Origin of the sequence: Pseudomonas kilonensis (genome assembly GCF_001269885.1) — a bacterium.
GTDB classification, from domain to species: domain Bacteria; phylum Pseudomonadota; class Gammaproteobacteria; order Pseudomonadales; family Pseudomonadaceae; genus Aquipseudomonas; species Aquipseudomonas kilonensis.
On the sequence record NZ_LHVH01000035.1, the window covers coordinates 404634 to 430016 of the forward strand.

Annotated in this window: 23 protein-coding genes and 1 pseudogene; 10 read left to right on the forward strand and 14 right to left on the reverse strand. The window is 61.9% G+C overall.

Features of this window, described 5'->3' with window-relative positions; genetic code table 11:
* Positions 1–158: 158 nt before the first annotated feature.
* Positions 159–2057, reverse strand: a complete 1899-nt coding sequence (locus tag AD662_RS27255; RefSeq protein ID WP_053190065.1) for an FTR1 family protein — start codon at positions 2055–2057, stop codon at positions 159–161.
* Between the two features lie 315 nt (positions 2058–2372).
* Here AD662_RS27255 and AD662_RS27260 point away from each other — a divergent pair, with 315 nt between their 5' ends.
* The 4 genes from AD662_RS27260 (at position 2373) to AD662_RS27275 (ending at position 5628) form a co-directional block, all read left to right on the forward strand.
* Positions 2373–3764 carry a COG3014 family protein gene (locus AD662_RS27260; RefSeq protein ID WP_033062779.1) on the forward strand — a complete coding sequence of 464 codons (1392 nt, stop codon included), beginning with the start codon at positions 2373–2375 and terminating at the stop codon, positions 3762–3764.
* An 18-nt stretch (positions 3765–3782) separates the two neighbouring features.
* On the forward strand, positions 3783–4154 hold the full coding sequence (locus tag AD662_RS27265; RefSeq protein ID WP_018610696.1) for a YcfL family putative periplasmic lipoprotein: 372 nt from the start codon (positions 3783–3785) through the stop codon (positions 4152–4154).
* 139 nt (positions 4155–4293) lie between these two features.
* Entirely contained in the window at positions 4294–4881 is a 588-nt protein-coding gene (lpoB, locus tag AD662_RS27270; RefSeq protein WP_003177333.1) for a penicillin-binding protein activator LpoB, read from the forward strand.
* 3 nt (positions 4882–4884) lie between these two features.
* Complete coding sequence (locus AD662_RS27275; protein WP_033062772.1) at positions 4885–5628, forward strand: hypothetical protein; 744 nt, start codon at positions 4885–4887, stop codon at positions 5626–5628.
* A gap of 129 nt (positions 5629–5757) precedes the next feature.
* On the opposite strand, the gene rhtB is transcribed toward AD662_RS27275, so the two are convergent.
* From rhtB to AD662_RS27290, 3 genes are all read right to left on the reverse strand, one after another.
* Positions 5758–6390 carry a homoserine/homoserine lactone efflux protein gene (rhtB, locus tag AD662_RS27280; RefSeq protein ID WP_033062773.1) on the reverse strand — a complete coding sequence of 211 codons (633 nt, stop codon included), beginning with the start codon at positions 6388–6390 and terminating at the stop codon, positions 5758–5760.
* A gap of 145 nt (positions 6391–6535) precedes the next feature.
* Positions 6536–7117 (reverse strand): mechanosensitive ion channel family protein, encoded by a 582-nt coding sequence (locus AD662_RS27285; RefSeq protein ID WP_024619577.1) that lies wholly within the window; start codon positions 7115–7117, stop codon positions 6536–6538.
* Entirely contained in the window at positions 7117–9027 is a 1911-nt protein-coding gene (locus AD662_RS27290; RefSeq protein ID WP_024619578.1) for an ATP-binding cassette domain-containing protein, read from the reverse strand. The genes AD662_RS27285 and AD662_RS27290 overlap by 1 nt, the downstream gene beginning before the upstream one ends.
* Positions 9028–9077: 50 nt before the next feature.
* Between AD662_RS27290 and AD662_RS27295 the strand changes: the two genes are divergently transcribed.
* Positions 9078–9542 (forward strand): TIGR02444 family protein, encoded by a 465-nt coding sequence (locus AD662_RS27295; protein WP_053182947.1) that lies wholly within the window; start codon positions 9078–9080, stop codon positions 9540–9542.
* Here AD662_RS27295 and AD662_RS27300 read toward each other — a convergent pair.
* Positions 9539–10702, reverse strand: coding sequence for an AlgP family protein (locus AD662_RS27300; RefSeq protein WP_053190066.1), 1164 nt, complete (start codon positions 10700–10702; stop codon positions 9539–9541). The genes AD662_RS27295 and AD662_RS27300 overlap by 4 nt on opposite strands.
* A gap of 191 nt (positions 10703–10893) precedes the next feature.
* On the opposite strand from AD662_RS27300, the gene AD662_RS27305 reads away from it, so the two are divergent.
* The gene (locus tag AD662_RS27305) at positions 10894–11559 is read left to right on the forward strand and encodes an FKBP-type peptidyl-prolyl cis-trans isomerase (protein ID WP_053190067.1); all 666 of its coding nucleotides are present in this window, start codon (positions 10894–10896) and stop codon (positions 11557–11559) included.
* 59 nt (positions 11560–11618) lie between these two features.
* On the opposite strand, the gene AD662_RS27310 is transcribed toward AD662_RS27305, so the two are convergent.
* The 7 genes and pseudogenes from AD662_RS27310 to AD662_RS27335 all read right to left on the reverse strand — a co-directional run bounded on the left by AD662_RS27310 (position 11619) and on the right by AD662_RS27335 (position 18082).
* Complete coding sequence (locus tag AD662_RS27310) at positions 11619–12077, reverse strand: Rsd/AlgQ family anti-sigma factor (protein WP_003206770.1); 459 nt, start codon at positions 12075–12077, stop codon at positions 11619–11621.
* 174 nt (positions 12078–12251) lie between these two features.
* Positions 12252–12794: a disulfide bond formation protein B gene (locus AD662_RS27315; protein ID WP_053190068.1), complete on the reverse strand. Its 543-nt coding sequence runs from the start codon at positions 12792–12794 to the stop codon at positions 12252–12254.
* 304 nt (positions 12795–13098) lie between these two features.
* A complete protein-coding gene (locus tag AD662_RS27320; RefSeq protein ID WP_024618148.1) occupies positions 13099–14346 on the reverse strand; it encodes a heme biosynthesis protein HemY in 1248 nt (415 codons plus the stop codon).
* The gene (locus tag AD662_RS29895) at positions 14343–15476 is read right to left on the reverse strand and encodes a uroporphyrinogen-III C-methyltransferase (RefSeq protein WP_029866858.1); all 1134 of its coding nucleotides are present in this window, start codon (positions 15474–15476) and stop codon (positions 14343–14345) included. The genes AD662_RS27320 and AD662_RS29895 overlap by 4 nt, the downstream gene beginning before the upstream one ends.
* A 36-nt stretch (positions 15477–15512) precedes the next feature.
* Positions 15513–16259, reverse strand: a pseudogene (locus AD662_RS29900) (uroporphyrinogen-III synthase); the annotation flags it as partial.
* Positions 16256–17197: a hydroxymethylbilane synthase gene (hemC, locus tag AD662_RS27330; RefSeq protein WP_053190069.1), complete on the reverse strand. Its 942-nt coding sequence runs from the start codon at positions 17195–17197 to the stop codon at positions 16256–16258. The pseudogene AD662_RS29900 and the gene hemC, both read right to left, overlap by 4 nt.
* Before the next feature lie 138 nt (positions 17198–17335).
* Positions 17336–18082: a LytR/AlgR family response regulator transcription factor gene (locus AD662_RS27335; RefSeq protein WP_014340814.1), complete on the reverse strand. Its 747-nt coding sequence runs from the start codon at positions 18080–18082 to the stop codon at positions 17336–17338.
* Between the two features lie 462 nt (positions 18083–18544).
* Between AD662_RS27335 and argH the strand changes: the two genes are divergently transcribed.
* Complete coding sequence (gene argH / locus AD662_RS27340; protein WP_053190070.1) at positions 18545–19939, forward strand: argininosuccinate lyase; 1395 nt, start codon at positions 18545–18547, stop codon at positions 19937–19939.
* A 127-nt stretch (positions 19940–20066) separates the two neighbouring features.
* On the opposite strand, the gene AD662_RS27345 is transcribed toward argH, so the two are convergent.
* A complete protein-coding gene (locus tag AD662_RS27345) occupies positions 20067–20726 on the reverse strand; it encodes a glutathione S-transferase family protein (RefSeq protein WP_053182960.1) in 660 nt (219 codons plus the stop codon).
* A gap of 124 nt (positions 20727–20850) precedes the next feature.
* Here AD662_RS27345 and AD662_RS27350 point away from each other — a divergent pair, with 124 nt between their 5' ends.
* The 3 genes from AD662_RS27350 (at position 20851) to AD662_RS27360 (ending at position 24665) form a co-directional block, all read left to right on the forward strand.
* Positions 20851–21135, forward strand: coding sequence for a hypothetical protein (locus AD662_RS27350; RefSeq protein ID WP_024618144.1), 285 nt, complete (start codon positions 20851–20853; stop codon positions 21133–21135).
* A 271-nt stretch (positions 21136–21406) separates the two neighbouring features.
* The gene (locus AD662_RS27355; RefSeq protein ID WP_018605410.1) at positions 21407–21652 is read left to right on the forward strand and encodes a TIGR02647 family protein; all 246 of its coding nucleotides are present in this window, start codon (positions 21407–21409) and stop codon (positions 21650–21652) included.
* Positions 21653–21821: 169 nt separating this feature from the next.
* Entirely contained in the window at positions 21822–24665 is a 2844-nt protein-coding gene (locus tag AD662_RS27360; protein WP_018605412.1) for a class I adenylate cyclase, read from the forward strand.
* 7 nt (positions 24666–24672) lie between these two features.
* On the opposite strand, the gene rnk is transcribed toward AD662_RS27360, so the two are convergent.
* A complete protein-coding gene (gene rnk, locus AD662_RS27365; RefSeq protein ID WP_014340819.1) occupies positions 24673–25083 on the reverse strand; it encodes a nucleoside diphosphate kinase regulator in 411 nt (136 codons plus the stop codon).
* Between the last annotated feature and the right edge of the window lie 300 nt (positions 25084–25383).

The window sequence follows — 25383 nt, forward strand, 5'->3', positions numbered from 1 at the left end:
TTCCTCTAGATTAAAAGCATCGCGGGCAAGCCTTGCTCCCACACAAGCCTTGCTCCCACACAAGCCTTGCTCCCACAAGCCTTGCTCCCATAGCCTGTGGGAGAAAAGCTTGTGTGGGAGCAAGGCTTGCCCGCGATTATGAGCGCAGCGAATGCTTTTCAGGAAACCTGGACCCGACGCTTATCCACCACCCAACTGCGCCCATACAGCACCACAATCACCAGGATCGCCACCACTTGAGCGGCCAGCGAATAGGCATCGGCATGAATACCCAGCCAGTCGAAGTCGAAGAACGCCACCGGATGGGTGCCGAAGATCCCGGCCTCCTGCAACGCCTTCACGCCGTGACCGGCAAATACCACCGACAGCGCGCACAGCAACGCGGCATTGATGCTGAAGAACAACGCCAGCGGCAGTTTCGCCGAGCCGCGCAGGATCACCCAGGCCAGCCCCACCAGCAACACCAGCGCCGTCGCGCCACCGGCCAACACCGCGTTGTGCCCGGCGGGGCCCGCTTGCAGCCACAGGGTTTCGTAGAACAGGATCACTTCGAACAGTTCGCGATAGACCGAGAAGAACGCCAGGATCGCAAAACCAAAACGCCCACCGCCGCCCACCAGGCTGCTCTTGATGTAGTCCTGCCAGGCCGCTGCGTGGCGACGGTCGTGCATCCACACACCCAGCCACAGCACCATCACACTGGCGAACAACGCCGTCGCGCCTTCAAGCAGCTCGCGCTGGGCGCCGCTGACGTCGATCACATACGCCGCCAGCCCCCAGGTCGCCAGGCCAGCCAACAGCGCCAGGCCCCAACCAACGTTGACACTGCGCACCGCCGACTGCTGGCCGGTGTTACGCAGGAACGCCAGGATCGCCGCCAGCACCAGGATCGCTTCCAGCCCTTCGCGCAGCAAAATCAGCAACCCGGAGATGTAGCTCAGCGACCAGCTCAAGCCATCACCGCCCAGCAAGCCGGCAGACGCCTTCAACTTGGCCTTGGCCGCGTCCAGACGCTGTACCGCCTGCTCCACCGGCAAACCATCCTGCAACGACTGACGATAGGCCATCAGGGCCTTTTCGGTGTCCTTGCGCACGTTGGCATCGACGTTATCCAGCGAGCTTTCCACCAGCTCGAAACCTTCCAGGTAAGCCGCTACCGACAGGTCGTAGGCCTGGTCATGGTCGCCTGCGCGATACGCCGCGATGCTTTTATCCAGGGTGGCGGCCGTGTAGTCGAGCAACTGCGCCGGGCCACGTTGCACCTGCGGCGGCTGGGCGCGCTGGGCACGGAATGTCGCCGCCGCTGCGGGGCCTTGCGCGACGAGGACTTCGGCCGGGGTCTGGCGCGCCAGGTCAGCGAGGTTGAAGACCTGTTCACTTTTGGCAGCGGCCGGGTCGGCGCTGAAGCTGGCGATGTAGGTCGCCAGGTCCCAGCGTTGACGGTCGTCGAGCTGATCGGCGAAGGCCGGCATGTCGGTGCCTTCAATGCCCATGCCGACGGTGTTGTAGATCGCATAGAGACTCAGGCGGTCCAGGCGCTGGGCATCCCGCATGTTGGCGGGCGGCGGTTCCATGCCGACACCGGCTGGACCGTCGCCGGCACCGTTGGCCCCATGGCACACCGAGCAATTCTGGGCATACAGCGGCGCACCACGGGAGGGATCGGGGGTGATGACCGGCGCCTGGCTGACTTCATATGCCACCGCCAGCTTGGCCCCCAGTTGCCGCGCCAGGCGCGCGACATCGCCGCCCTCCTGGCGCTGGGTGATCGCACTGCGCAAGGTGCTGATGCCTTGGACCAGCTCAGTCTTTTCCGGCTTGGCCGGTAGCCCGGCGACCAACCCCTCCAGCACCTGGGTAAATTCCAGCTGCTCGCGATATTCCCCGTCGTCGATGACCTTGCCCGCCTCGACCGTCGCCGGGTAATCCGCCCCGATGTAATCCAGCAAATGCAGCGCCTGGGGGGCACTCTCGACGGTATCGGCCAGCAGCGAAGTGCTGCATAGCGCAAGCAATGGCAGCACAAGCCAGGCCAGGAAACGGAACGGCACAGTCATGAATGACTCTCGGTTGGTAATAAGAAGTAACACATTGTTCACTTCCAATGGCTTTGGCTCAAGGGCCGATGTGTTTCGGGGGCCGATTTTCATCGGATTTTCATGCTTTGGAGGTGATGTCACAAAAAAGGCATTTCGAGATTGAAAAGCCATTACATAGCCAAGCGCCATGTTTATAATCCCGCCGCCTTCTTATTATTAGACGGCATAAAAGCTCCTCTTTTTATGAGGAACCGGCAGCGTCCCGACGCTTGTCCGTGGGATCGCTCCAGCCCGACCCGCACACCCCGGCTGTTACTCAGGGAAGAAATGTTCATGGCATCCCGTGCCGTTTTTTCGGTCGCCCTCGGCGCGATCACCTTGTTGTCCGGCTGCTCGGCCTTTCGCAACTACGACAGCGAATTGGCCCAGACCAACCAGCAGTTGGCATCCGGCAACGTCGACGGCGCGCTGACCCTGCTGGAAAAGAACAACTCCAGCAAGGACAAAGACCTGCTGTACTACTTCGAGAAAGGTGAGTTGCTGCGCGCCAAGGGTGACTTGTCCGGCAGCCAGACAGCCTGGACCAGCGCCGATCAGCAGGTTGGTCAGTGGGAAGACGCGGTCAAGCTCGACACCGCCAAGTACCTGGCCCAGTTCGGCAGTTTCCTGGTCAACGATAAAGTCCGCCGCTACGAAGGCTACGACTACGAAAAGGTCATGCTGACCACGCAGATGGCCCTGAACCTGCTGGCGGTGAATGACTTCGACGGCGCGCGGACCCAGATCAAGAAAACCCACGAACGCGAAGCGGTGATCGCCGACCTGCGGGACAAGCAATACCTCAAGCGCGAGGAAGAAGCCGAGAAAGAAGGGGTCAAGACCGAATACAAGGACCTCCAGGGTTACCCGGTGGCCAGCCTCGACGCACCGGAAGTGGTCGGCCTCAAGAACAGTTACCAGAGCGCGTTCAGCCATTACCTGGCCGGCTTCGTCTACGAAGCCCTGGGTGAAAAAGACCTGGCCGCACCGGGTTATCGCAAGGCCGCCGAACTGCGCCCCAACACACCGTTGCTGGAGCAGGCCCTGCGCGACCTCGACAAACCCGCCAAGAGCGATGACAGCGACATCCTGATCGTGGTGCAGAGTGGCCTGGCACCGTCCCGGGACTCGATCCGCATTCCCCTGCCCTTGCCGATCAGTGGCAACCTGGTTATCACGCCGTTGTCGTTCCCGTTGATCAAGCCCGACACCTCCACGGCCACCTTCGGCCAGATCGGTGTGGACGGTCGTCAGTTGGACCTGACCCAGCTCAACAGCACCACTGCCATGTCCCGCCGGGCCCTGCGCGACGACATGCCGGGCATCATCCTGCGCACCACCGTGCGCGCCGTCAGCCGTGGCGTGGCACAAAAGCAGATCAACGAAACCAACCCCCTGGCCGGCCTGGCCGTGGGGCTCACCTCGGCGGTACTCGAAGGAGCCGACACCCGGACCTGGCGCACCCTGCCCGACTACACCCAGGTGGTGCGCCTGCGCCTGAAGAAAGGCGAGCATCAGGTCACCTTGCCAAGCTCGGTGGGCGGCTCGGTGGTCAAGGTCACCGTCGACCAGCGCTACCAGGTCATCACCCTGCGGGCGGTGGGTAACCAGGTGTTCGCCGGTGGCCTGGCTGCCCAGGTGATGCCAAGCGCCAACCCGACCGCCATTGCCCTCAAGCAACCTTAAGAACGGAGTCTTGTTCACATGCGTTTAAAACTGATCGCCATCGGCGCCCTGGCCTTGCTGGCCGGTTGCGCCACCCCGCCGCCACCGGAGCCGGGCAGCGCCGCCAGCAAGGTCGTGGCGATGGGCAAGACCAAGAACATCGTGGTCGGCGCCATGCGCGTGGCCCGGGAAAACGGCTACATGACCGTCAACGTGCAGCTGAGCAACACCAGCTACAACAACAAGACGATGTATTACCGCTTTGCCTGGCTGGGGCCGGAAGGCTTTCCGATCGCCGAGGAAGAAACCTGGAAAAGCCTGACGCTGTACGGCGAACAGACCAGCTTCCTGCCGGCCATCGCACCGACCCCCAAGGCGGTGGATTTCCGTTTGGAAATCAATACCCCGTAAGACAGATGCACATTCCTGTGGCGAGGGGATTTATCCCCGTTCGAGTGCGCAGCACTCGTTGAAATTGGGGCTGCTACGCAGCCCAGCGGGGATAAATCCCCTCGCCACAGACCTTTTTTCAGTTTTCGAGAGCACCCACATGTTTGTACGCATTTCCTCCCTCGCCCTCGCCGCCCTGCTGGTCAGCGGCTGTGCCAACAACTCGCCGGTCCTGGGCAACAAGAACATCAGCTACGGCGACACCAAGGCCGTGGAAACCGTGACCAACGAGTTCGGCTCCACCGACCTGCAAATGATCGCCGAGTCCATGACCCGCTCCCTGGCCCAGTCCGGCATCCTGCAGGGTCGCCCGGTGGTCCAGGTCTATGACGTGAAGAACAAGACCAGCGAATACATCGACACCCGTGAAATCACCACCAGCATCAAGACCCAACTGATGAAGACCGGCGCTGCCCGCTTCGCCAGCGACAACACCGCCATGGACAGCCAGGTCGACCAGCTCAAGTTGCAGAACCAGAGCGGCCTGTACAAGAAAAGCACCGTGGCCAAGACCGGCAACATGATTGCTGCCAAGTACCGTCTCGAAGGCTCCATCAGCTCGATCGTCAAGCGCAGCAGCGACTACAAGGACGTCTTCTACAAATTCAGCCTGCAATTGATCGACGTCGAAAGCGGTCTGGCCGAGTGGATGGACGAAAAAGAAATCCGCAAGACCACGGAGCGTTAAGCCATGCGCACATGGATAGGCATCATGGCCCTGGCCTGCGCATTTGGCGCGCAGGCGGCCCCGAAAGTCGCAGTGACCGACCTTGCGTACCAGGAGCGGGTGGAGGAATACATCCACACCGTTTCAGCGCAGAGCAACTTCCAGGCGAACCCCTACAGCGCCAGCGCCTCCTCGAGCTACGACGAGATGGAAGCCACCAGCAGCTACATCGAGCAGGGCGAACTGCGCAAGTTCACCGGCGACATCAAGGGCGAGATCCTGCGCAGCGGGATGTTTCAGCTGACCCAAGGCACGCCCTACACAGCGGCGTCCAAGGGCGACGTCTATGACGTGATCAAGCGCATCAAGGCCGGTAACTTCAAGGGTGCCGACTACGTGCTGTTCGGCACGGTGTCGGACATCGACTTCACCCGCGACATCAACGAGCTGGCCAATACCGACAGCTACTCGGCTGTGCTGGCGTTGACCCTGGTGGCGGACTTCAGCCTGATCAACACCAAGACCTACGAAATCACCTCGGCCTTTACGGCCATGGGCGAAGGCCAGGACACCAAGTTGATGAACCACCGGGACGTACGCATCAGTCTCAATCGTCCACGGGTGGTGCGCGAAGTGTCCAAGGCCCTGGGGGAAGACGTGGCGCGGCAACTGAGCGAACAGCTCGGCGGCCCGAGCTACCAACAACCCAGCGAACCGGTACAGCGCAATAACCTGCCTCGGGATACGGCGCCGGTGATTTTGCGCTGAATAGCTGAGCGAATGCTTGTGGGAGCAAGGCTTGCCCGCGATACAGGCGATGAGATCTTCCAGAAATCGAGTCGCCTGCATCGCGGGCAAGCCTTGCTCCCACAAAGTAACCTCGCCACAGGTTTTGCTTTACACCGCAGCCTTGCGAATCGTCGCAAGCAGCCCCGCCGCACCAATGAACATACCCGCAAAGGCACGGTTCATTCGCCGTTGCTGTTTCGGGGTGCGCAACAGCCGCAGGACTTTGGACGCCAGCCCGGTGTACCCGGCCATGACGATGAGATCGACGACGATCATGGTCACGCCCAGGATCAGGTATTGCTGGATCAACGGCGCATGGGGATTGATGAACTGCGGCAACACCGCCAGCATGAACACCAGCGCCTTGGGGTTGCTGACATTGACCAGAAAGCCGCGAAACACCAGCGCCAAGGGCTTGCCGATGGGCCGCGGGGCCGCGTCGTCAGTCATGTCAGCGGGAATGGCTCGCCACTGTTTGACACCCAGGTAGACCAGGTAGGCCACGCCGAACCATTTGATCGCATAGAACGCGGTGGCCGACGCCGTGAGGATCGCGCCAACCCCGGCGGCGACGACCACGATTTGCAACGCCAGGCCCAATTGCAGGCCCAAGGCGTTCCAGTAACCACGCCAGAAGCCGTATCGCAGCCCGCTGGACATCGATGCAATCGCGCCGGCACCCGGCGAAAGACTGATCACCCAGCACGCAGCGAAAAACGCCAGCCATGTTTCCAGCATCATTGCACTCCCCGGCCCGGATTCGTCGAAACGACTAAGCTAATGCGCCGCCAGGCCGTTGACCACCGTTTTTTGCACAAACACTTAAGCCGGCATGAACCGTGGCGAGGGAGCTTGCTCCCGCTGGGCCGCATAGCGGCCCTATGCGTTATTCGACGAAACCACCCACCGGAAACGCCTCGCTGCCGCGCCAACGCCGCACCGAACGCTGGAAGAACAGGCTGTTGGGCACTTGCACCATGGCGCTGCCGGTGCCGAGTTCCTCGGGTTCGATCAGCGTGGTGTACAGCAGGTTGATCGCTACCACGCGCCCCTTGATGCCGGGCTTGTCGGTGGTGTCCACCAACTCGACCACATCCCCCAGGCGAAACGGTCCGACGGTGTAGATCAAAACGGCGCAGAGCAGGTTCGACAGCACGCTCCAGATGGCAAAGAACGCCACCGCTGCCACCGCAACGAAGCCTGACAGTGCAGTCCACAGCACCGTGGCCGAGACGCCCAGGCGTTCGAGCACCACCAGCACGGCGCTGCCCATGATCAGCCAGCGCAGCACACCCCGCAGGATAATGACCAGTTGGGGTGGGAACGGGTAACGCTCACCCAGGCCGGTAAGGGTCCGCGCCACGACACGTTGCGCGACATAACCGGCCAGCAGGATCAGCAGGATTTGCACGCCCAGCCAGATCGGCTCGATCCACATGACGGGTATAGGCAACGCCAACGCTTCCATCAGGACAACGCCTCCAGCTCCGCTTGCAGATTTTCCAGCAGTTCCAGCGCTTGCATCCACGCCTCCTCGAGTTCCGCTTCCCGAACCTTCAGCTTGGCCTGCTCGGCCAACAGGTCGCGCAACTCATCCTTGCGCGCTGCCTCGTAGAGACCACTGTCGCCAAGGCTGGTTTCGATCTTTTGCAGTTTTTCATGCAGCTTGCCCAGCTCGGCTTCGAGCTTGTCGGCCTCACGCTTGTGCGGTGCCAGTTGCTGGCGCAATGCGGCGGCGGCCTGGCGCTGGGCTTTCTTGTCGGTCTTGTCCGGGTTGACCGGCGTGCTGCTGACCGGCGCGTTGCGCTGACGGTATTCCACCAGCCAACGGGCGTAGTCTTCCAGGTCGCCGTCGAACTCCTCGACCTTGCCGTCAGCCACCAGGAAGAAATTATCCGTGGTGCTCTTGAGCAAATGCCGATCGTGGGACACCACCAGCACCGCGCCACTGAATTCCTGCAAGGCCATGGTCAGGGCCAGGCGCATCTCCAGGTCCAGGTGGTTGGTCGGCTCGTCGAGCAGCAACAGGTTCGGCCGGCCCCAGGCGATCAACGCCAGCGCGAGGCGCGCCTTTTCGCCACCGGAGAAATTCAACACCGGTTCGTCGATGCGCGCCCCGCGGAAATCGAAACCGCCGAGGAAATCGCGCAGGACCTGCTCACGCTCGGTCGGTGCCAGGCGCTGCAGGTGCAACAGCGGGCTGGCCTTGGAATCCAGGGAGTCGAGCTGATGCTGGGCGAAATAGCCGACCACCGTGTTCTCGCCCCGGGTCAGGCGCCCGGCCAGAGGTTCGAGTTCGCCGGAAAGGTTCTTGATCAGGGTCGACTTACCGGCACCGTTGGGGCCCAGCAGACCGATCCGCGCACCCGGGGTCAGTTGCAGCTTGACCTTCTCCAGCACGGTCTTGTCGCCGTAGCCCAGGCGCGCGTCGGACAGGTCGATCAACGGGCTGGAAATCTTGGTCGATTCACGGAAGACAAAATCGAACGGCGAATCGACGTGGGCCGCCGACAACTCTTCCATCCGCTCCAGCGCCTTGATCCGGCTCTGGGCCTGGCGGGCCTTGGTGGCCTGGGCCTTGAAGCGGGCGATGTAGCTTTCCATGTGCGCACGTTGCGCCTGTTGCTTCTCGTAGGCCTGCTGTTGCTGGGCCAGGCGTTCGGCACGCGCGCGCTCGAAGGCGCTGTAGCCGCCGCGGTACAAGGTGAGCTTGCGCTGATCGACATGGGCCACGTGATCCACCACCGCGTCGAGGAAATCACGGTCGTGGGAAATCAGCAGCAGCGTGCCCGGGTAACTCTTGAGCCAGTCTTCGAGCCAGATGATGGCGTCGAGGTCCAAGTGGTTGGTCGGTTCATCGAGCAACAGCAGATCCGAAGGACACATCAAGGCCTGGGCCAGGTTCAGGCGCATCCGCCAGCCACCGGAGAAGTCCCCGACCTGGCGATCCATCTGCTCATTGGTAAAGCCCAGGCCGGCGAGCAATTTGCGCGCACGGGCATCGGCGGTGTAGCCATCGGCACTGTCGAGTTCCGCGTGCAAGCGGGCCTGTGCGGCACCGTCATGGGCCGCTTCGGCCGCAGCCAGGTCACGTTGCACCTGGCGCAGGCGCAGGTCGCCATCAAGCACGTAGTCCACCGCCAGGCGCTCGAGGGTGTCGACCTCCTGGCGCATGTGGGCGATGCGCCAATCAGCCGGCAACAGGCAATCACCCGAGTCCGGGTGCAGCTCGCCTCGCAGCAAGGCGAACAGGCTCGATTTGCCGGCGCCGTTGGCACCGATGAGGCCGGCTTTGTGGCCGGCGTGCAGGGTCAGCTCGGCGTCTTCTAGCAGACGTTGCGGGCCACGCTGTAAAGTCAGGTTCTGAAGTCGGATCATAATGGCGGCGGAGTCTACCAGCTTCGCTCGCAACTGGCGCGAGTAGCACGATGTCCCCAGACCTGTGGAGCTTTTCCCTCGACCTCTATGCCAAGCCTGGCGTGGAGCCTGCCTGCCTGGCGTCACAAGACGCCGGCGCCAACGTCTGCCTGCTGCTGTGCGGCCTGTGGCTGGCGCAGCGCGGCGTGGCCTGCAATGAACACCGGCTGCAGCAGCTTCGACGATTGGCCGAGCCTTGGGATGCCGAGGTGGTGCGGCCACTGCGCACGCTTCGCCGCCAATGGAAAACCAGCGCCCTCCAGGACACGGCACTCGATAGCCTGCGCGAGCAGGTCAAGCAACTGGAGTTGGCCGCCGAACGGCAATTGCTGGAGCGATTGGAAGCGCTGGCCAAGGATTGGCCCGGGACACAACAGAACGATTCAGCGCAATGGCTGCAAGGGCTGGCGGCGAATGCCGGACCAGCGAGCCGCGACGCGCTGCATCAGCTGCGCGTCGCGGTGTCCGGCACTTAGGAAGCGCTGGTTGGGGTGCTGCTGCTCGGCGCAACGGCGGCGGATGGGCTGGTCGCCGCGGCCGGAGTGCTGGCGGTTGGAGCCGGTGCCGCGGTCGGAGCCGGTGTCGCTGGCTTGGCGGCTGGCGCAGTCGCAGGTTTTGCGGCGGCTGGCTTTTTCACGGCCGGTTTCGCTGCGGGCTTGGCGGCTGGTTTGGCGGCGGCAGGTTTGGCAGCCGTTGGCTTCGCAGCAGCAGGCTTGGCCGCAGCCGGTTTAGCAGCGGGTTTAGCCGCCGCTTTGGCGGGGGCTTTGGCAGCGACTGGCTTGGCAGCCGTTTTCGCAGCGGGCTTGGCCGCAGCCGTTTTGGTTGCCGCAGGCTTCGCTGCTGGTTTGGCAGCAGCAGGTTTAGCAGTGGCTTTTACCGCCGCTTTGGCAGCCGGTTTTACGGCAGCGGTTTTCGTCGCGGCAGGTTTTGCAGCGGCGGGTTTAGCGGCAGGTTTGGCGACAGCTTTTGCCGCAGGTTTAGCAGCAGCTTTTACAGCGGGCTTGGCGGCAGCAGGTTTAGCGGCCGCCGTTTTTGCGGCAGGCTTGGCCGCCGCTTTGACGACTGGTTTTTTTGCCGCAGGTTTTGCAGCACTGGCAGCGACCGGTTTGGCAGCAGACTTGCTGGCAGTTTTGGCCGGTGCTTTCGCCGCAGGCTTGGCAGCGACTTTGGCCGCAGCTTTTGCCGCGACGGGTTTAGCCGCCGGCTTCTTGGCCGATACAGCGGCAGGCTTGGCAGCACGAAGCGTCAGCGCCTTGCCTGCGGCTTCTTGAACACGACCGACACCCTGGGCCAGTTTCAGGCTTTCCTGGGCATCACGCTTGAGTTGCAGAATGTAGGTGCGGGTCTCGGACTGACGATCCTTCAAGGCATCGAGCAGGTCTTCGAGTTCTTTCACGACCTCTTTGGCCTTGGCTTGTGCCTTGGCCTTGCCAGCGGTGGCTGCGTCTTGCAATTTGGTGCGCGACTTGTGCAGTTTTTCCTGCGCTTTGCCGCGTTGCTTTTCCAGTTTGGCGAGCAGTTTTTCAGCATCAGCCAGGGCTTGGGAGCAGGCATTTTCCAGATGTTCGAGCAAGCTGCCCGAGAGTTGTTGGAGCAAGTGCAACGGAGTGTTTACAGGCTTCTTGGTGGCCGACATGGTTTACCTCCTGACTGACGTGAGTGCGGCTCATACTAGACCTCTGCTTCAACCGCCGCTAGGGCATGTTGACAGTACACAAGACGTTGCGTTGCAAGGGACGAAAAATCTTCTGCGCCAGTGCCTTGGCAATCCACCTCTACAGAGATCGGCACTGGCATAATTCCTCGATTCGAGGCCGGAGAGCACACATGTCGCGTCACCTGTTTTTATTCCTGTGCATGGTTTGCTCCACGGTCCAGGCCGTTGAAAAAACCAGCGCAAACGATGCCCACGATTTGGCTTACAGCCTGGGCGCAAGCCTTGGCGAACGCCTGCGCCAGGACGTGCCGGACCTGCAGATCAAAGCCTTGGTCGAAGGTTTGCAGCAGGCCTACCTGGGCAAGCCGCTGGCCCTTGAGGACAAACGCATCGAACAGATCCTGGCCGAGCACCAGGCGCAACTGAACTCGCAATCGACAACGCCGCAGATCGAAGCCGCGTTGAAAACGGAGCAGAAATTTCTCAACGAAGAAAAGAACCGGCCCGGCGTCCAGCAACTCGCAGACGGCATCCTGCTGACCGAGATCAAGCCTGGACACGGCGCGAAGGCCGGTCCTCACGGCAAGGTCCAGGTGCTGTACATCGGTCGCTTGCCGGACGGCACCGTATTCGATTCCAACCACCAGGCGCAGTGGTTCAACCTCGACAGCGTGATTGACGGCTGGCGCAGTGCATTGCCGCAAATGCCGGTAGGCGCAAAATGGCGACTGGTGATTCCATCGACCCTGGCCTATGGCGCCGAAGGGGCGGGAGATGTGATCCCGCCGTTCACGCCACTGGTGTTTGAAATCGAATTGCTGGGCACGACGACCTGACGCTGTCCCAATAAAAAACGGTGCGCAATGCGCACCGTTTTCTCATGACCGCGAAACCCTCAGGCCTGGACCGCGGCTTCTTCCTTGTGAGCGTTGTGCAGCACTTCGATCAGGCAGTCTTCCAGTTCGAAACGTTCGTGCAGCAAGCCGCCCAGCTCCTTGAATTTTTCCGCTACGCACTTGCCTTCATCGCACAGGTCGTTGAACGCCAGCAGCTTTTCGGTGATGACATCGATGCGCGGGTAGATCTGCTCGGCGAGCTCCAGGCCGCGCTTGTCGTTGAAGGCCTTGGCCTCGCCCGTCAGTTGTTCGTAGATCTCGAAATGACCGGCAGACACATAGTCGACCAGCACACCGCAGAACTCCTGCAAGGGTTTGCGGCTTTCGCTCAGCGCTTCAGGCTTATCGCCGAGGGCATCATAGGCCCGAACCAGTTCGTGACGCTCCTGCAACCAGCGATCGATCAGCAGATGCACCCCACCCCAGCGTTCCTGAGCATTCTGACAACTTTCGAGCATGGTGATTTCTTCCCTTGTGAGTCATGCCACTCGCAGCCTGTGCACGCCTGATGATCAGGGACAAGCCAGACACAACATGATCGAGCGACACAATTCCAATAACACGTGCGGGCCAGATTATGCCCGCACGACAATGGCTTCAAGGTACGCAGGAGATAATGTTCATACAAGTGTTTAATCCACGGCCCGGAGCATCTGCGACGTATCGCCGCTGAGCGGTCGTACCAGAGCACTCCAGGCAAGGCGCAGTAGCAGATAGGTCATCGCGCTGGACACCGCGAGAAAAAACAACAGGCTCCATTCGGGGATACTCAGGTCGAACAGTGTCCAAGTGATATTCGCGCAATCGATGGCGCCGTCGAGGACACGATGCAACGCGCACCACCACGATTCCATCAGCTTGGGCTGGGCAATACAATCAGGAAACGGCTCGAACGAATGGCTTTGCATCAAGACCTGACGCCATGCCAGGGTCATTCCCCCCGCCGCAAAAACCAACCCTGCCGCACCATAGAAGAGACTGCCTCTTTGCCCTGGACCGTGTACGCATGCCACAAGGCTGTTCGCCAGGAACAGCATCAGGCACAACCGCTGCAAGACACACAGGCTGCAAGGTGTCAGGCCGACCGAATATTCCAGATAAGTACTGATGCCCAACGCCAGGGCTGCGGCGATGGAAGCCATGAGAAACAAGAAGCGTGAGCTGGCCAAAGACATGGCGGTTCCGTAACAGAAGAGACAAGCAGTTACGGTAGAGGAAAGCCCTCGGGCCTTTCAAGGCGGGCCAGCGCAGACACTTCACCGGGGGTGTAGGGAATTCCCGACAGGCCAAAGAGGATTCAGCGCGATGGGCTGTAGGACTTTACTGAGGCCATGACCAAAGCCCCAAAAACAAACGGGTATCACCAGTGGGAGCAAGGCTTGCCCGCGATGAAGACGACGCGGTCTTTCAGAAACCGAGGCGCCTGTTTCGCGAGCAAGCTTTGCTCCCACTCATGCAGGCGCGCCACAATAACTCATCTCAAGTGGACAACACCTGAGCCGGAACCGGCAACGGCGCGGCCAGCAAACGCTCATCCAACAGCCCCAGCCCCTCCTGGAACAACTGGTTGCTGCGCTCGGCATCGCCCAGTTGCGCCAGCAATCGCGCCAGTTCGGCACAGGCTTCGGGGTTGCGTTGGACGCGCAAGCTGCTTTCCAGATAGTCCCGCGCCTTGCCCCACAAACTGTTCTGCAGGCATAGGCGCCCCAGGGTCAGCAGCAGGCTTGGATCGGCCGGGTGGTCCTTGAGCCAACCTTCGGCCGCTTGCAACTGGCGGATCGGATCATTGCCACGCACCAATCCGTACAAGCGCGCCAGATGGCTGTCGTAGTGACGCTTGAGCGCACTTCGCAGTACCTCTTCGGCTTCGACCTGGGCCCCCAACTGACGCAATTGCTCGGCATAGGCCAGCACCAGCGCCGGCTCCTGGCGCTGCGCGGAGGTCAGTTGTTGCCAGGCGCGATTGAGCGACTGCAAGCCGACGCTGCCGTCCTCCTCGCGGTGGGCTGCCAGGCTGAGGTTTTCGCCCCAAGCGCGACGCTCCAGTTCAGCCAGTTCAGCCGGCGGCAGAACCTTGTCCTTGCGCAGTTCCGGCAACAGCCGGATGACCGCCGACCAGTCGCCGCGCTGCTGATGCAGTCGCTGCAGTTGGCGCAGGACCTGGACGTTATGGGGATGACGCTCATGCATGGCCTGCAGCGTGGTCAACGCGCCGTCGGTGTCGCCTCGGTCCGTCTGCAGTTGCGCGTGCGTCAGGGCAATGGCCAGTTCCGCCTGGGGCTGACGCTCCAGGGCGCGCTCGAGCAAACTGTCACTTTGTTCGTAAAGACCCTGTTCGTTGGCCGCGCGGGCGGCACCCATGTAATACAGCAGCGGCTGGCGCTCGGCTTCGGCGGCACGATGCAGGTGTCGCTGGGCACTGGCCCAGCGACCTTCGGCCAGGTCCAACTGGCCGTGTTCGATTGCCACTTGCACCCGCCGGCTGCGGTTGCGCCGCGACCACGGGTTGACCACGCCGCTGGACGTAGTCACCAGCCCGATCAGCGCCCGCAGGCCTCGCCACACCAGCCAGAGCACCACCACCAGCGCCAGGGTGACCCACAGGCCCGCTTCATAACGGAAGTTCTTGTACGCCACCAGCACGTAACCCGAATGCTCGGCAATCGCCACGCCCAGCAAGGCAGCGGCAGCGATGACCACGAACAGAATCACGTAGAGACGCTTCATGGCGTGGCCTCCTGCGCGCCAGGCGCGGGCAGCGGCTTGACCGATTCCTGGGCATTGAGGTTGCGGCGCTCAAGGTAAGCCTGGACGCTGCTCAGCGTGCCCGTCAGGTCCGGGGTGACCACCGTCACCGGCTGCTTGGACAGCTCCCCCACGCGTTCGAGCATGATCTTGCTTTGCGGGTTGTCCTGGTTGAAGTTGTTCTTCAACACGTCTCGGGCTTCAGTCAGCGCCTGGGTGTACACCGGCGCCTGACCATTGAGAGCGGCCCATTGCGCCTGCTCCAGCGCCAGGCTCAAGGCCAGGCGCACTTGCACAAGGCTTTGCCCGGCCAGCAGCGGACGAACATTTTCATCGGCGTTGAAGTCGATACGGATATAGCGCGAGATCTGGTCCCACCACTGTGCCCAACGACTGGCACCATCGCCATCGGCAGTCAGGCCCAAAAGCGACTCACCACGGTCCTTGTACTCGGGTGCCAGCTCGGTCAGCTCCAGGACCTGGTCACGCAAGGCGCCCAGTTGCAGGAACAGCCCGGTGCGATCCGGTTGTTCGGTGCTGCGCAATGCGGCGAGGGTCTTGGCCAGTTGCTCGCGGGCGGCGAACGAACCGGGGTCGTTCTGCTCGCGCAGGATTTCATCAGCGCCCTGCACCAGCGCCTGGGCACTGTTGATGTCTTGCAGGGCGGAAAGACGCAGGCTGGCCAGGCGCAACAAGTGCTCGGCCTCCGCCAGGCGCCAATCCTTGCGGCTGGCACCGAGCACGGTCTCCAGGCGCTGGTTCAGGTGCTGCTGGTCACTTTGCAACTGGGCCACCAGACGCCGCCGCTCCTCCAGCTCTTCGGCCGGGGGCAATTGCGCCAGGCGCTCGCTCAGGCGTTGCTCGTTGAGCTTGAGGCTCTGGGCCTGGTCATTCAGTGCCTGGACCTGGGCGGACTGCTGCTGGTTATTGGTTTGCAGGTGACGCACCTGCCAAACGCCCCAACCGCCTACGGCGACACCGGCGGCGCCGAGCAGCAAGGCAACAACGGCCAGCCCGTTGCCGCGACGCGGCACCACTGGGGGCGGGGTTTCAACCGGCGCATCGATCGCTGGCTGGTCTAGATCTTCTTTTGGCAAGGCTGTTTCGCTCACGTATCCATCCTTTGCATTAGAAAACGGCACGGAGTGTTCCCGTAACGCCGCCAGCAAAGCCGCAGCATTGGCACCACGGCAATCCACAACTGTTCGGGCCCCGGCGGCACGCGCCATCTCGGCAACCCTTGGGCTTGGAACAAACAACGGTAACCGCGCCAGGGCCGGCCACGCATCGCCGGCCAGCCGCTGCAGATGCTCGAAGCCCTGCCCACTGCTGACCACCAGTGCGTTCAAGCGTTCCGCTTCGACTTTCGCCGGCAACGCCCCTTCGCCGTAATCAGGCAAGTGGCGGCGGTACAATTCCAGATAATCGACACTAGCACCTTGCTCGCGCAAACGCTCTGCCAGCAAGCCACGCCCGCCTTCACCCCGAACGATCAACACCTTGGGGTCGGGCCGCGCAACAGCCTGGCGCAAGACCAAGTGCTCCAGCAAGGCTTCGCTGTCATCGCCGTTATCGGGATAAAACACCGTGAGGCCGGCATCGCTGAGAATCTGTCCGGTGGCCGCACCCACGCTGAACCAGGGTTGGTCTGGAGGCTGGGGCCAGTATTGGCGCAACAACTCGACGCACAGGCGTGCGGCAGGTTTGCTGACGACGATCACGGCAGAGTATTGGTCCAGCGCCTGGAATATCGCCCGCCCGGCATCGGACAGCGGGACCGGCTCGATATCCAGCAAGGGCAGGCTGCTGCTGTAGACCCCCGCTTCGGCCAGGACAGCCGCCAGCGCCGAGGACTCGTCCGCCGGCCGGGTGAGCAGCAGCCGCCAGCCCGTCACGCGTGGCCGGCCTCGCCGTAGACGGCCTTGAGGATGTCGGCAGCGCCCTGGCTCAGCAGGTCCTCGGCCACCCGCACGCCCAACGCCTCGGCATCGTGGCGCGGTGCCCGGGCCTCGGCGCTGAGCAGCCGACCACCGTTGGGATCCCCCACCAGGCCGCGCAACCAGACCTGTTCGCCTTCCAGCACGGCGTAACAGGCGATCGGCACTTGGCAACCGCCATTGAGGTGTTTGTTGAGGGCGCGCTCGGCGAATACCCGCGTAGCGGTGTCTTCATGGTGCAGCGGCGCCAGCAAGGCGTGGATGTCGCTGTCGGCGCTGCGGCACTCGATGCCCACCGCCCCTTGCCCACCGGCCGGCAGGCTGTCGTCAACGCTGATGGCCGAGGTGATGCGCTCTTCGAAGCCCAGCCGGATCAGGCCGGCGGCGGCGAGGATGATCGCGTCGTACTCACCGGCATCGAGCTTGGCCAGGCGCGTATTGACGTTACCGCGCAGGAAACGGATTTGCAGGTCCGGGCGGCGAGTCAGCAACTGTGCCTGGCGACGCAGGCTGGAAGTGCCGACCACGCTCCCGGCAGGCAGTGCTTCAAGACTGGAAAACGTGTTGGAGACGAACGCATCGCGTGGGTCTTCCCGCTCGCAGATGCAGAACAGGCCCAGGCCTTCGGGGAAGTCCATGGGCACGTCTTTCATCGAATGCACGGCGATGTCGGCTTCGTTGTCCAGCAACGCGGTTTCCAGCTCCTTGACGAACAGGCCCTTGCCGCCGATCTTCGACAGCGGCGAGTCCAGCAGCTTGTCACCGCGACTGACCATGGGCACCAGGGTCACGATCAGGCCTGGATGGGCCGCTTCCAGGCGGGCTTTGACGTATTCGGCCTGCCAGAGGGCCAGGGCACTTTTACGGGTGGCGATGCGGATCTCGCGAGGGGACATGGATCAATCCGTACTTAAAAGATACGGCAGATAATAACAGCTCAGCCAAAACCGCTTTGATTTGAATCACGACCCCAAGGCCTCCCTGGCCGCCAACTCCTCGAAATGAAACGTATGGAACGCCTTGGACCCGCCGCGCTAAAGCTGCTGCATCATCTTGCGCACGCCGGCCACGTGCCGCCGGCTGACAATCAGCGCATCGCCATTCAGGCCCTTGAGGAACAGTTGGAAATGCCCAAGGGGCGTGCGTTGCAAACGCTCGATGCGCTCGCGGGCCACGAGGGCGTTGCGGTGGATGCGTACGAAACGTTCGCCGAACTCGTCTTCGAGAGCCTTGAGTGGCTCATCCAACAACACCTCGCCACTCTCATGGCGCAAGGTCACGTATTTATGGTCGGCTATAAAGTAGACCACCTGGTTCAACGGGATCAGCTCGATGCCTTTGCGGGTACGCGCACTGATATGGCTGCGCGGGCCGCTACCGCTTTCGGCGGCCGGACGGGTCAACGCCGCCAGTTGCACACGGTTGGGCCGCTCAGCCTTGCGCAAGGCTTCGAGCAACGCCTCGGCCGCCACCGGCTTGACCAGGTAGCCCACGTCACCGGCCTGCAACACCTCGGGTGGGAAGTCATCCCGGGTGGTACAGAACACCACGGCGGGTGGTGACTCTCGTTCGCACAACTTCGCCGCCACTTGCAGGCCGTCCAGCCCTGGCATGCGAATGTCGAGCAGCACGATATCCGGCTTGTGGCTGTCAATAAGGGCCAATGCCTCTTCGCCATTGGTGGCGCTCGGCTCCAGGACACTGTAACCCTCGAGTTCGCCAACCATTCGGCTCAGGCGCTCGCGGGCCAGTGGTTCGTCATCAACGATCAGGACATTCATATTGCGCTGGATTCCTGCGTGAGTCTCGCACAAGGATAGCGTAGACAGGGGAAGTGACATCCGTCACCGCGATCCACGCTAAGACTCGTTCGAGGGCCAAAAAGTGCCGCGAGGCGGTTGCCTATCTTTACCAGCGCTTGCCGACCGATGCCCGAGGCCCGTTGTCGCACGGCGTCGCCGTAGGGATTGTTAACTGTCGATCTGACCAATATGAGCTCCCCCTTCTTATCTATACCCGCTGCGCCATGGGTGGAAAAAGCAAAAGTCCTACAGTCCACTGTAGACGGTTGCCACGACGATATTGCTCAATCGAAAAATATCGTTGCGCGAAAACCCGGTTGGATCCCAGGGTTCTATCGAAAAAACCTGCCGACCAGTGCCAGCGCCAGTCCCGGCAACCCTGCTATCATCCGCCGCAGCCTTTAACCGCTACTTTCTCTACAGCCGATCACGAGCGAATTCATGAGCACTGACAAGACCAATCAGTCCTGGGGCGGCCGCTTCAGTGAACCCGTCGACGCCTTCGTCGCCCGCTTCACCGCCTCCGTCAACTTTGACCAGCGCCTGTATCGCCACGACATCATGGGCTCGATCGCCCACGCCACCATGCTGGCCAAGGTCGGCGTGCTGACCGATGCCGAGCGCGACAGCATCATCGACGGCCTGAAGACCATCGAGACTGAAATCGAGGCCGGCCAGTTCGACTGGCGCGTCGACCTTGAAGACGTGCACATGAACATCGAAGCGCGCCTGACCGACCGCATCGGCGTGACGGGCAAGAAGCTGCACACCGGCCGCAGCCGCAACGACCAGGTCGCCACCGACATCCGCCTGTGGTTGCGCGATGAGATCGACCTGATCCTGGCCGAAATCACGCGCCTGCAAAAAGGCCTGCTGGAGCAAGCCGAGCGCGAGGCCGAGAGCATCATGCCGGGCTTCACGCACCTGCAAACCGCCCAACCTGTAACGTTTGGGCATCACATGCTGGCCTGGTTCGAAATGCTCAGCCGCGACTACGAGCGCCTGGTGGACTGCCGCAAGCGCACCAACCGCATGCCCCTGGGCAGCGCCGCGCTGGCCGGCACCACGTACCCGATCGACCGTGAATACACCGCGCAGTTGCTGGGCTTCGACGCCGTGGGCGGCAACTCGCTGGATAACGTCTCGGACCGCGATTTCGCCATCGAATTCTGCGCCGCCGCGAGCATCGCGATGATGCACCTGTCGCGCTTCTCCGAAGAGCTGGTGCTGTGGACCAGTGCGCAATTCCAATTCATCGATTTGCCCGACCGCTTCTGCACCGGCAGTTCGATCATGCCGCAAAAGAAAAACCCCGACGTGCCGGAACTGGTGCGGGGCAAGAGTGGCCGGGTGTTCGGCGCACTGATGGGCCTGCTGACCCTGATGAAAGGCCAGCCGCTGGCCTACAACAAGGACAACCAGGAAGACAAGGAACCGCTGTTCGACGCCGCCGACACCTTGCGCGACTCGCTGCGGGCCTTCGCCGACATGATCCCGGCCATCAAGCCCAAGCACGCGGTGATGCGCGAAGCGGCCCTGCGCGGCTTCTCCACCGCCACGGACCTGGCCGATTACCTGGTGCGCCGTGGCCTGCCGTTCCGCGACTGCCATGAGATCGTCGGCCATGCCGTGAAGTACGGCGTGGACAGCGGCAAGGACCTGGCGGAAATGAGCCTGGACGAACTGCGCCAGTTCAGCGACCAGATCGAGCAGGACGTGTTTGCCGTGCTGACCCTCGAAGGCTCGGTCAATGCCCGTGACCACATCGGCGGCACCGCGCCGGCGCAGGTCAAGGCAGCCGTAGTACGCGGCCAGGCGCTGATCGCCAGCCGCTAAAAGCCAAAAGCATCGCGAGCAGGCTCGCTCCCACAGTGGATCTTCAGTGAACACATATTTTGTGACCATGGAGATCAAATGTGGGAGCGAGCCTGCTCGCGATGACTCACTTCAAAACACCTCAAACTCACTTCTTGGCGGCAATCATCGCCAAAAACGCCGGCATCTCTGCCTCCCGATCCGCAGCGATCCGCCGCACGTTCGGATTCTGCTCCAAGCGCTCCATCAGCGCCTTGGCCGCCGGCATGTCTGCCAGCAGGTCGATATCGAACAACTTCCTGCCCACCTGGCAGGCCGGCGAGACGCTGTAGAAGAAATACAGATCGGCAATGGTCAGACTATCGCCCGCCACGTAGGGCGCGAATTTGCCGTGCCGACCGAGCGAGGCGAACCCCTGCCGCAATTCGTCTTTGCTCTTTTCCTTGATGGCATCGGGCACCGTCATGCCGAAAAATGCCTCGGCAAAGCAAGCCCGCGCCGGCAACTCGATGTACAACTCGATCTCCCTGCACAAGGCCAATACCTGGGCGCGCTCGAACGGGTCACTGGGCAGCAGGGCCTTGCCTGGCTGGGTTTGCTCGATGTACTCGAGGATCACGCTGGTTTCGTTGATAAACCCCTGCTCGGTTTTCAACACCGGCACCTTCCCGCGCGGGCTGATGGCCCACGCTTCGGCGGTCTGGTTGGGGTAGAACGGCACTTCTTCGAAGGGCAGGCCCTTCTCCAACAGCGCCAGCTTGACCATGTTGTAATAGTTACTGACAGAGAAACCATAAAGCTCGAGCATTACAAAGCCTCCAGGCCGTGCGGGGTTGGCAGCATTGCGTTATAGACCGTCGGGGTATTTCTTGCCAGGCGCATCACGCCGCTGAATGCAGGTAAACTGGCGACCTTTCTCCCAGGAGCCTGCCATGAGCGAGCCAACCGACATCGACAACGACGAAGAAGAATTCGTCGAGAACACGCTGATCCAGGCCATCGAAAACCAGATCGAAAGTGACAATCCGCCTGCAGCCAAGGCCACTTTCAACAAGTTGACCTTGGTCGGTTATGAGCGCGAAGAAATCCTCAACCTGATGGCCCATGTGCTGGCGGTGGAGATCGATGCGATCCTGGAAGAGGATCGCCCGTTCAATACCGAGTGGTACGAAGCCGCCTTGCGCGCGCTGCCTGAGTTGCCGCCGGAAAAGAAGTGAACCGATAGGCAAAGTTGCTTCTGTGGCGAGGGGATTTAGCGAAACGTCGCACCGCCCCGCTGGGGCGCGAAGCGGCCCTAAAAAAGTGGACTCATTACGATTTTGGGCCTGCTGCGCAGTCCAGCGGGGATAAATCCCCTCGCCACAAGGAATCTGCCTGGACTCGCTACAAAAAAACAAAAAAAGCATGACACTGAGACTGGACAGGCCGGCCGAGTGCGCTCACCTTAGTGACGCTGTCGACCAAATTCCTAGAAAGTCTGGAGTCCTTATGTCGCTTACCCCTGAGCTGGTTGCCGAACTGGAAATCCTCGCACTCTTCAACCTGGACAGTTCCCAGGAAGGCCTGAAAATTCATCAGACCGCTGCCCCTAAAGCGATTGCCGCTGCCCAACGCCTGTTCGAAAAAGATCTGATCACCCAGCCCGACGGTGGTTACCTGACAAGCCTGGGCCGAGATGCCGCCCAAAACGTACAAACCGTCCTGACGATACTCAGCGTGCAAGAAGCCGCCTGATCCCCCCTGTCGCCCACGGAAATCTCCTTTACGGGATTTCCGCAGGCGCACGGGTGCCTTGCGTAAAAAACCGGCATCCGAATTCTGTTTTCAGCTTAAGAATTCCCAAGATCGGGCGCTAACCTGCCATCACCCCCACGTTCGACGCCGCGAGCCGGTTTGAGCTGACATGACCCGCAATCACGAAATACGCCCCGATCTGGACGAGGGAATCGACCGCAAGGTCTTGAGCCAGTTGCGCGCACGTTTTCTCAAGCTCAACACCGTGCGGATGGAGCGCGCCCTCGAAGGCCTGTCGCCGCGCCAGCAAGGCGTGCTGACGTTGCTGCCGCTGTTCTTCCACGTCAACCATCCGCTGCTGCCCGGCTACGTTTCCGGCAGCACGCCTGCCGGGCTGTCGAACTACGAGCCTGACGCCAATATCCTTGCCGAAGCCCAGCGGCTGACCCGTTCGTTTTCCTACAAGCCCCGGCACGGCAGCAACCCGCCACGGCCGATCCTTGGCCTGTTCCTGATGGGCAGCCTCGGCACCCTGGCCCAAGCCGACCAGAGCGACATGGACGTGTGGGTGTGCCACGGGCCGGACCTGAGCGACGATGAACTGGCCGAGCTGCGCAAGAAATGCCAGTTGCTGGAGATCTGGGCCGCGACCCAGGGCGCCGAAGCCCACTTTTTCCTGATCGACCCGGCGCGTTTCGTAAGGGGTGACCGTGACAACCAGCTCAGTTCCGACGATTGCGGCACGACCCAGCATTACCTGTTGCTGGACGAGTTCTACCGCACCGCGATCTGGCTGGCCGGGCGCACGCCGATCTGGTGGCTGGTGCCGGTCTATGAAGAAGAGAACTATGAGCAGTACACCCATACGCTGATGTCCAAGCGTTTCATTCGCGCCGATGAAACCCTGGACCTGGGGCACCTGGCCTACATTCCGCCAGGCGAATTCGTCGGTGCCGGGCTCTGGCAGCTGTTCAAAGGTATCGAGTCGCCCTACAAGTCCGTGCTCAAGCTGCTGCTGACCGAGGTCTATGCCAGCGAACACCCGAATGTCCGCTGCCTGAGCCTACGCTTCAAACAGGCCGTGTTTGCCAATCGCCTGGACCTCGAAGAGCTGGACCCGTACATGCTGGTCTACCGCCGCATCGAGGAATACCTCAATGCCCGCGGCGAATCCGAACGCCTGGAGTTGATCCGCCGCGCGCTGTACCTGAAGGTCAATCGCAAGCTCACCGGCCAGACGCGCAGCAGCGGCTGGCAACGGGTACTGCTCGAGCGACTGGCTCGGGAATGGGGCTGGGACCAGCGTCAACTGGCGCTGCTGGACAGCCGCAGCCAATGGAAAGTCCGCCAGGTCAGCCACGAGCGACGGGCCCTGGTCAATGAGCTCACCCACAGCTACCGCTTCCTGACCCAGTTCGCCCGCACCGAGAAAACCGTCAGCCTGATCAACAAGCGCGATCTCAACGTGCTTGGCCGGCGGTTGTATGCGGCCTTCGAGCGCAAGGCCGACAAGGTCGAGTTCATCAACCCTGGCATCGCGCCGGACTTGGCCGAAGACACCCTGACGCTGGTCCAGTCGCCCAACAAGAAAGAACCGGGGCAGAACCAGTGGGCGCTGTACAACGGCAGCCTCAACGCCCTGGAGTGGGAGAATTTCGCGCCGATCAAGCGCTGCCGCGAGCTGCTGGAACTGCTGACCTGGTGCCATCGCAACGGCGTGATCGACAGCAGCACGCGCCTGGCGCTGCACCCAGGCGACAGCGACCTGAGCGAGTTCGAACTGTTCAATCTGCTGGGCAGCCTGCAACAGTCCATCGCCCTGCCCTTGACCACCGTGGATGAAGCACAGTTGCTGCGCGCCAGCGTGCCCAGCGAAGTGCTGATTCTGGTGAACGTCGGCGTCGACCCGCTCAAGCACCACCGCGACCTGAATATCCTGATGACCACCGAGCGCACCGACTCCCTGAGTTATGCCGGGGTCCGGGAGAACCTGGTGCTGACCCTCGACCAGGTCACGCTCAACAGTTGGAACGAGGTGCTGGTCAACCGTTTTGACGGCGAACACGCCCTGCTCGACTGCCTGCGCGATTACCTCAACGACCTGCCCGTCACCCAGCACCAGCCACGCTTGCAGGTGCGCTGTTTCTGCCACAACCGCGCCCAATTCATTGCGCGGCGCGTCGAAGAAGTCATCGACACGGCGCAGACCCTGCTGCTGAGCAGGCTCAATCACCGCTATCTGCTTCAGGTCCAGCAGCACTATCACGTGCTGGAGCTGGTGCCCGGCCAGGTCAATCACGTGGCGCTGGGCAGCCTGTCGGCGCTGATGGATTACCTGGGCGAGGAACTGACGGCCTACAGCCCCTTGCACCTGGACCCGATGGCCCTGGAAGACCACGACCTGGCGCTGATCCTGCCCATGGGCCAGCCCGAGTGCATCCAGGTGTTCTACCGGACCAACGAAGACGAAGCCGATCTGTATGTGCTCGATGAGTTCAACGCACTGTGGCAGCAACACGTGCCGTATCACGACGAACAAAGCCTGCTGGTGCCGCTGCAGCGCTTTTTGCAATCGGTGCTGTACCGTCGCGATGCCCTGCTGCCGCTGGATGTCGCCCAGCCGCTGACCCTGGAAACCCTGTACTACCAGTTATTGCCCTCAGGCAGCGGCCGGGCGCGACGGATCGAAGCGCGGCAAGCCCCGCAGATGCTGGTCAACAAGCCGTTCTATGACGTGCAGGCGATCATCGGCAAAGCGGCGCACGGGCAGGTACACGTCACCCTGTATTGCGATCAGCAGGAGTTTTCCGAACTGGAACATGGTGACCAACTGTTCCGCGTGGTCGCCAGGGAGATCGTCGAACAGCGCCGCGAAGCCCAGCGCTATCGCTGCTACATCACCGACCTGGATCTCTCGGGCCTGGTGGGCGACGGCGCCTGTTCAAGCAATTTGTACCTGCGCTACAAGGCCGACCTGGAACGCGCCCTGAACGAGGCACTGAACCAGGTCTGAGACGGGTTCAGAACGCGCAGTCGCCGCCATTGACCGGCTGCGACTCGACCTCCAGCAACGTCAGCTTCAGCGTCTTGCCACCCGGGGCCGGCCAGTCGATGTGCTGGCCGACCTTCAGGCCCAGCAACGCACTGCCCACTGGCGCCAGGATCGAGATCCGGCCTTCGTCGGCATTGGCGTCCTGTGGATAAACCAGCGTCAGGTGATAGTCCTTGCCACTGCTTTCTTCGCGGCAGTGCACGCGCGAGTTCATGGTCACGACATCGGCAGGCACTTCTTCGTGGCCCACCACGTTCTCGGCGCGATCCAGTTCGGTTTGCAGCGCAATCACGCCCGGCAGCGTTTCATCAAGGCTGTCGATCAGGCGTTCCAGACGCTGTACGTCCAGACGGGTAAGGGTAATGGAAGGTGCGGTCATGATCCTGGCAGACTCCTTTCTTCTGCACAAAAAAAGCAAAACCCCGCCACAAAAAGGCGGGGTTTTCACGGGCCTCGATAAGTGGAGGCGTAGCTGGACACTACCACAGCTCAATAAATAAACAACTCGGGACAAATCTACCCATTGTCATGGGGAGCAGAATTACTGTGGCGAGGGGATTGTGGGAGCAAGGCTTGCCCGCGATGAATACAGCGAGGTCTCTCTGGAACCGAGGCGCTTGTATCGCGAGTAAGCTTTACTCCCACAGGGTTGCTAGGCAAGCCTTGCTCCCACACAGTG

What these genes read in the sequence shown, in the direction of transcription:
- AD662_RS27255 (WP_053190065.1), bottom strand. Translation starts at nt 2,057, where the DNA reads ATGACTGTGCCGTTCCGTTTCCTGGCCTGGCTTGTGCTGCCATTGCTT.
- AD662_RS27260 (WP_033062779.1), top strand. Translation starts at nt 2,373, where the DNA reads ATGGCATCCCGTGCCGTTTTTTCGGTCGCCCTCGGCGCGATCACCTTG.
- AD662_RS27265 (WP_018610696.1), top strand. Translation starts at nt 3,783, where the DNA reads ATGCGTTTAAAACTGATCGCCATCGGCGCCCTGGCCTTGCTGGCCGGT.
- lpoB (WP_003177333.1), top strand. Translation starts at nt 4,294, where the DNA reads ATGTTTGTACGCATTTCCTCCCTCGCCCTCGCCGCCCTGCTGGTCAGC.
- AD662_RS27275 (WP_033062772.1), top strand. Translation starts at nt 4,885, where the DNA reads ATGCGCACATGGATAGGCATCATGGCCCTGGCCTGCGCATTTGGCGCG.
- rhtB (WP_033062773.1), bottom strand. Translation starts at nt 6,390, where the DNA reads ATGATGCTGGAAACATGGCTGGCGTTTTTCGCTGCGTGCTGGGTGATC.
- AD662_RS27285 (WP_024619577.1), bottom strand. Translation starts at nt 7,117, where the DNA reads ATGGAAGCGTTGGCGTTGCCTATACCCGTCATGTGGATCGAGCCGATC.
- AD662_RS27290 (WP_024619578.1), bottom strand. Translation starts at nt 9,027, where the DNA reads ATGATCCGACTTCAGAACCTGACTTTACAGCGTGGCCCGCAACGTCTG.
- AD662_RS27295 (WP_053182947.1), top strand. Translation starts at nt 9,078, where the DNA reads ATGTCCCCAGACCTGTGGAGCTTTTCCCTCGACCTCTATGCCAAGCCT.
- AD662_RS27300 (WP_053190066.1), bottom strand. Translation starts at nt 10,702, where the DNA reads ATGTCGGCCACCAAGAAGCCTGTAAACACTCCGTTGCACTTGCTCCAA.
- AD662_RS27305 (WP_053190067.1), top strand. Translation starts at nt 10,894, where the DNA reads ATGTCGCGTCACCTGTTTTTATTCCTGTGCATGGTTTGCTCCACGGTC.
- AD662_RS27310 (WP_003206770.1), bottom strand. Translation starts at nt 12,077, where the DNA reads ATGCTCGAAAGTTGTCAGAATGCTCAGGAACGCTGGGGTGGGGTGCAT.
- AD662_RS27315 (WP_053190068.1), bottom strand. Translation starts at nt 12,794, where the DNA reads ATGTCTTTGGCCAGCTCACGCTTCTTGTTTCTCATGGCTTCCATCGCC.
- AD662_RS27320 (WP_024618148.1), bottom strand. Translation starts at nt 14,346, where the DNA reads ATGAAGCGTCTCTACGTGATTCTGTTCGTGGTCATCGCTGCCGCTGCC.
- hemC (WP_053190069.1), bottom strand. Translation starts at nt 17,197, where the DNA reads ATGTCCCCTCGCGAGATCCGCATCGCCACCCGTAAAAGTGCCCTGGCC.
- AD662_RS27335 (WP_014340814.1), bottom strand. Translation starts at nt 18,082, where the DNA reads ATGAATGTCCTGATCGTTGATGACGAACCACTGGCCCGCGAGCGCCTG.
- argH (WP_053190070.1), top strand. Translation starts at nt 18,545, where the DNA reads ATGAGCACTGACAAGACCAATCAGTCCTGGGGCGGCCGCTTCAGTGAA.
- AD662_RS27345 (WP_053182960.1), bottom strand. Translation starts at nt 20,726, where the DNA reads ATGCTCGAGCTTTATGGTTTCTCTGTCAGTAACTATTACAACATGGTC.
- AD662_RS27350 (WP_024618144.1), top strand. Translation starts at nt 20,851, where the DNA reads ATGAGCGAGCCAACCGACATCGACAACGACGAAGAAGAATTCGTCGAG.
- AD662_RS27355 (WP_018605410.1), top strand. Translation starts at nt 21,407, where the DNA reads ATGTCGCTTACCCCTGAGCTGGTTGCCGAACTGGAAATCCTCGCACTC.
- AD662_RS27360 (WP_018605412.1), top strand. Translation starts at nt 21,822, where the DNA reads ATGACCCGCAATCACGAAATACGCCCCGATCTGGACGAGGGAATCGAC.
- rnk (WP_014340819.1), bottom strand. Translation starts at nt 25,083, where the DNA reads ATGACCGCACCTTCCATTACCCTTACCCGTCTGGACGTACAGCGTCTG.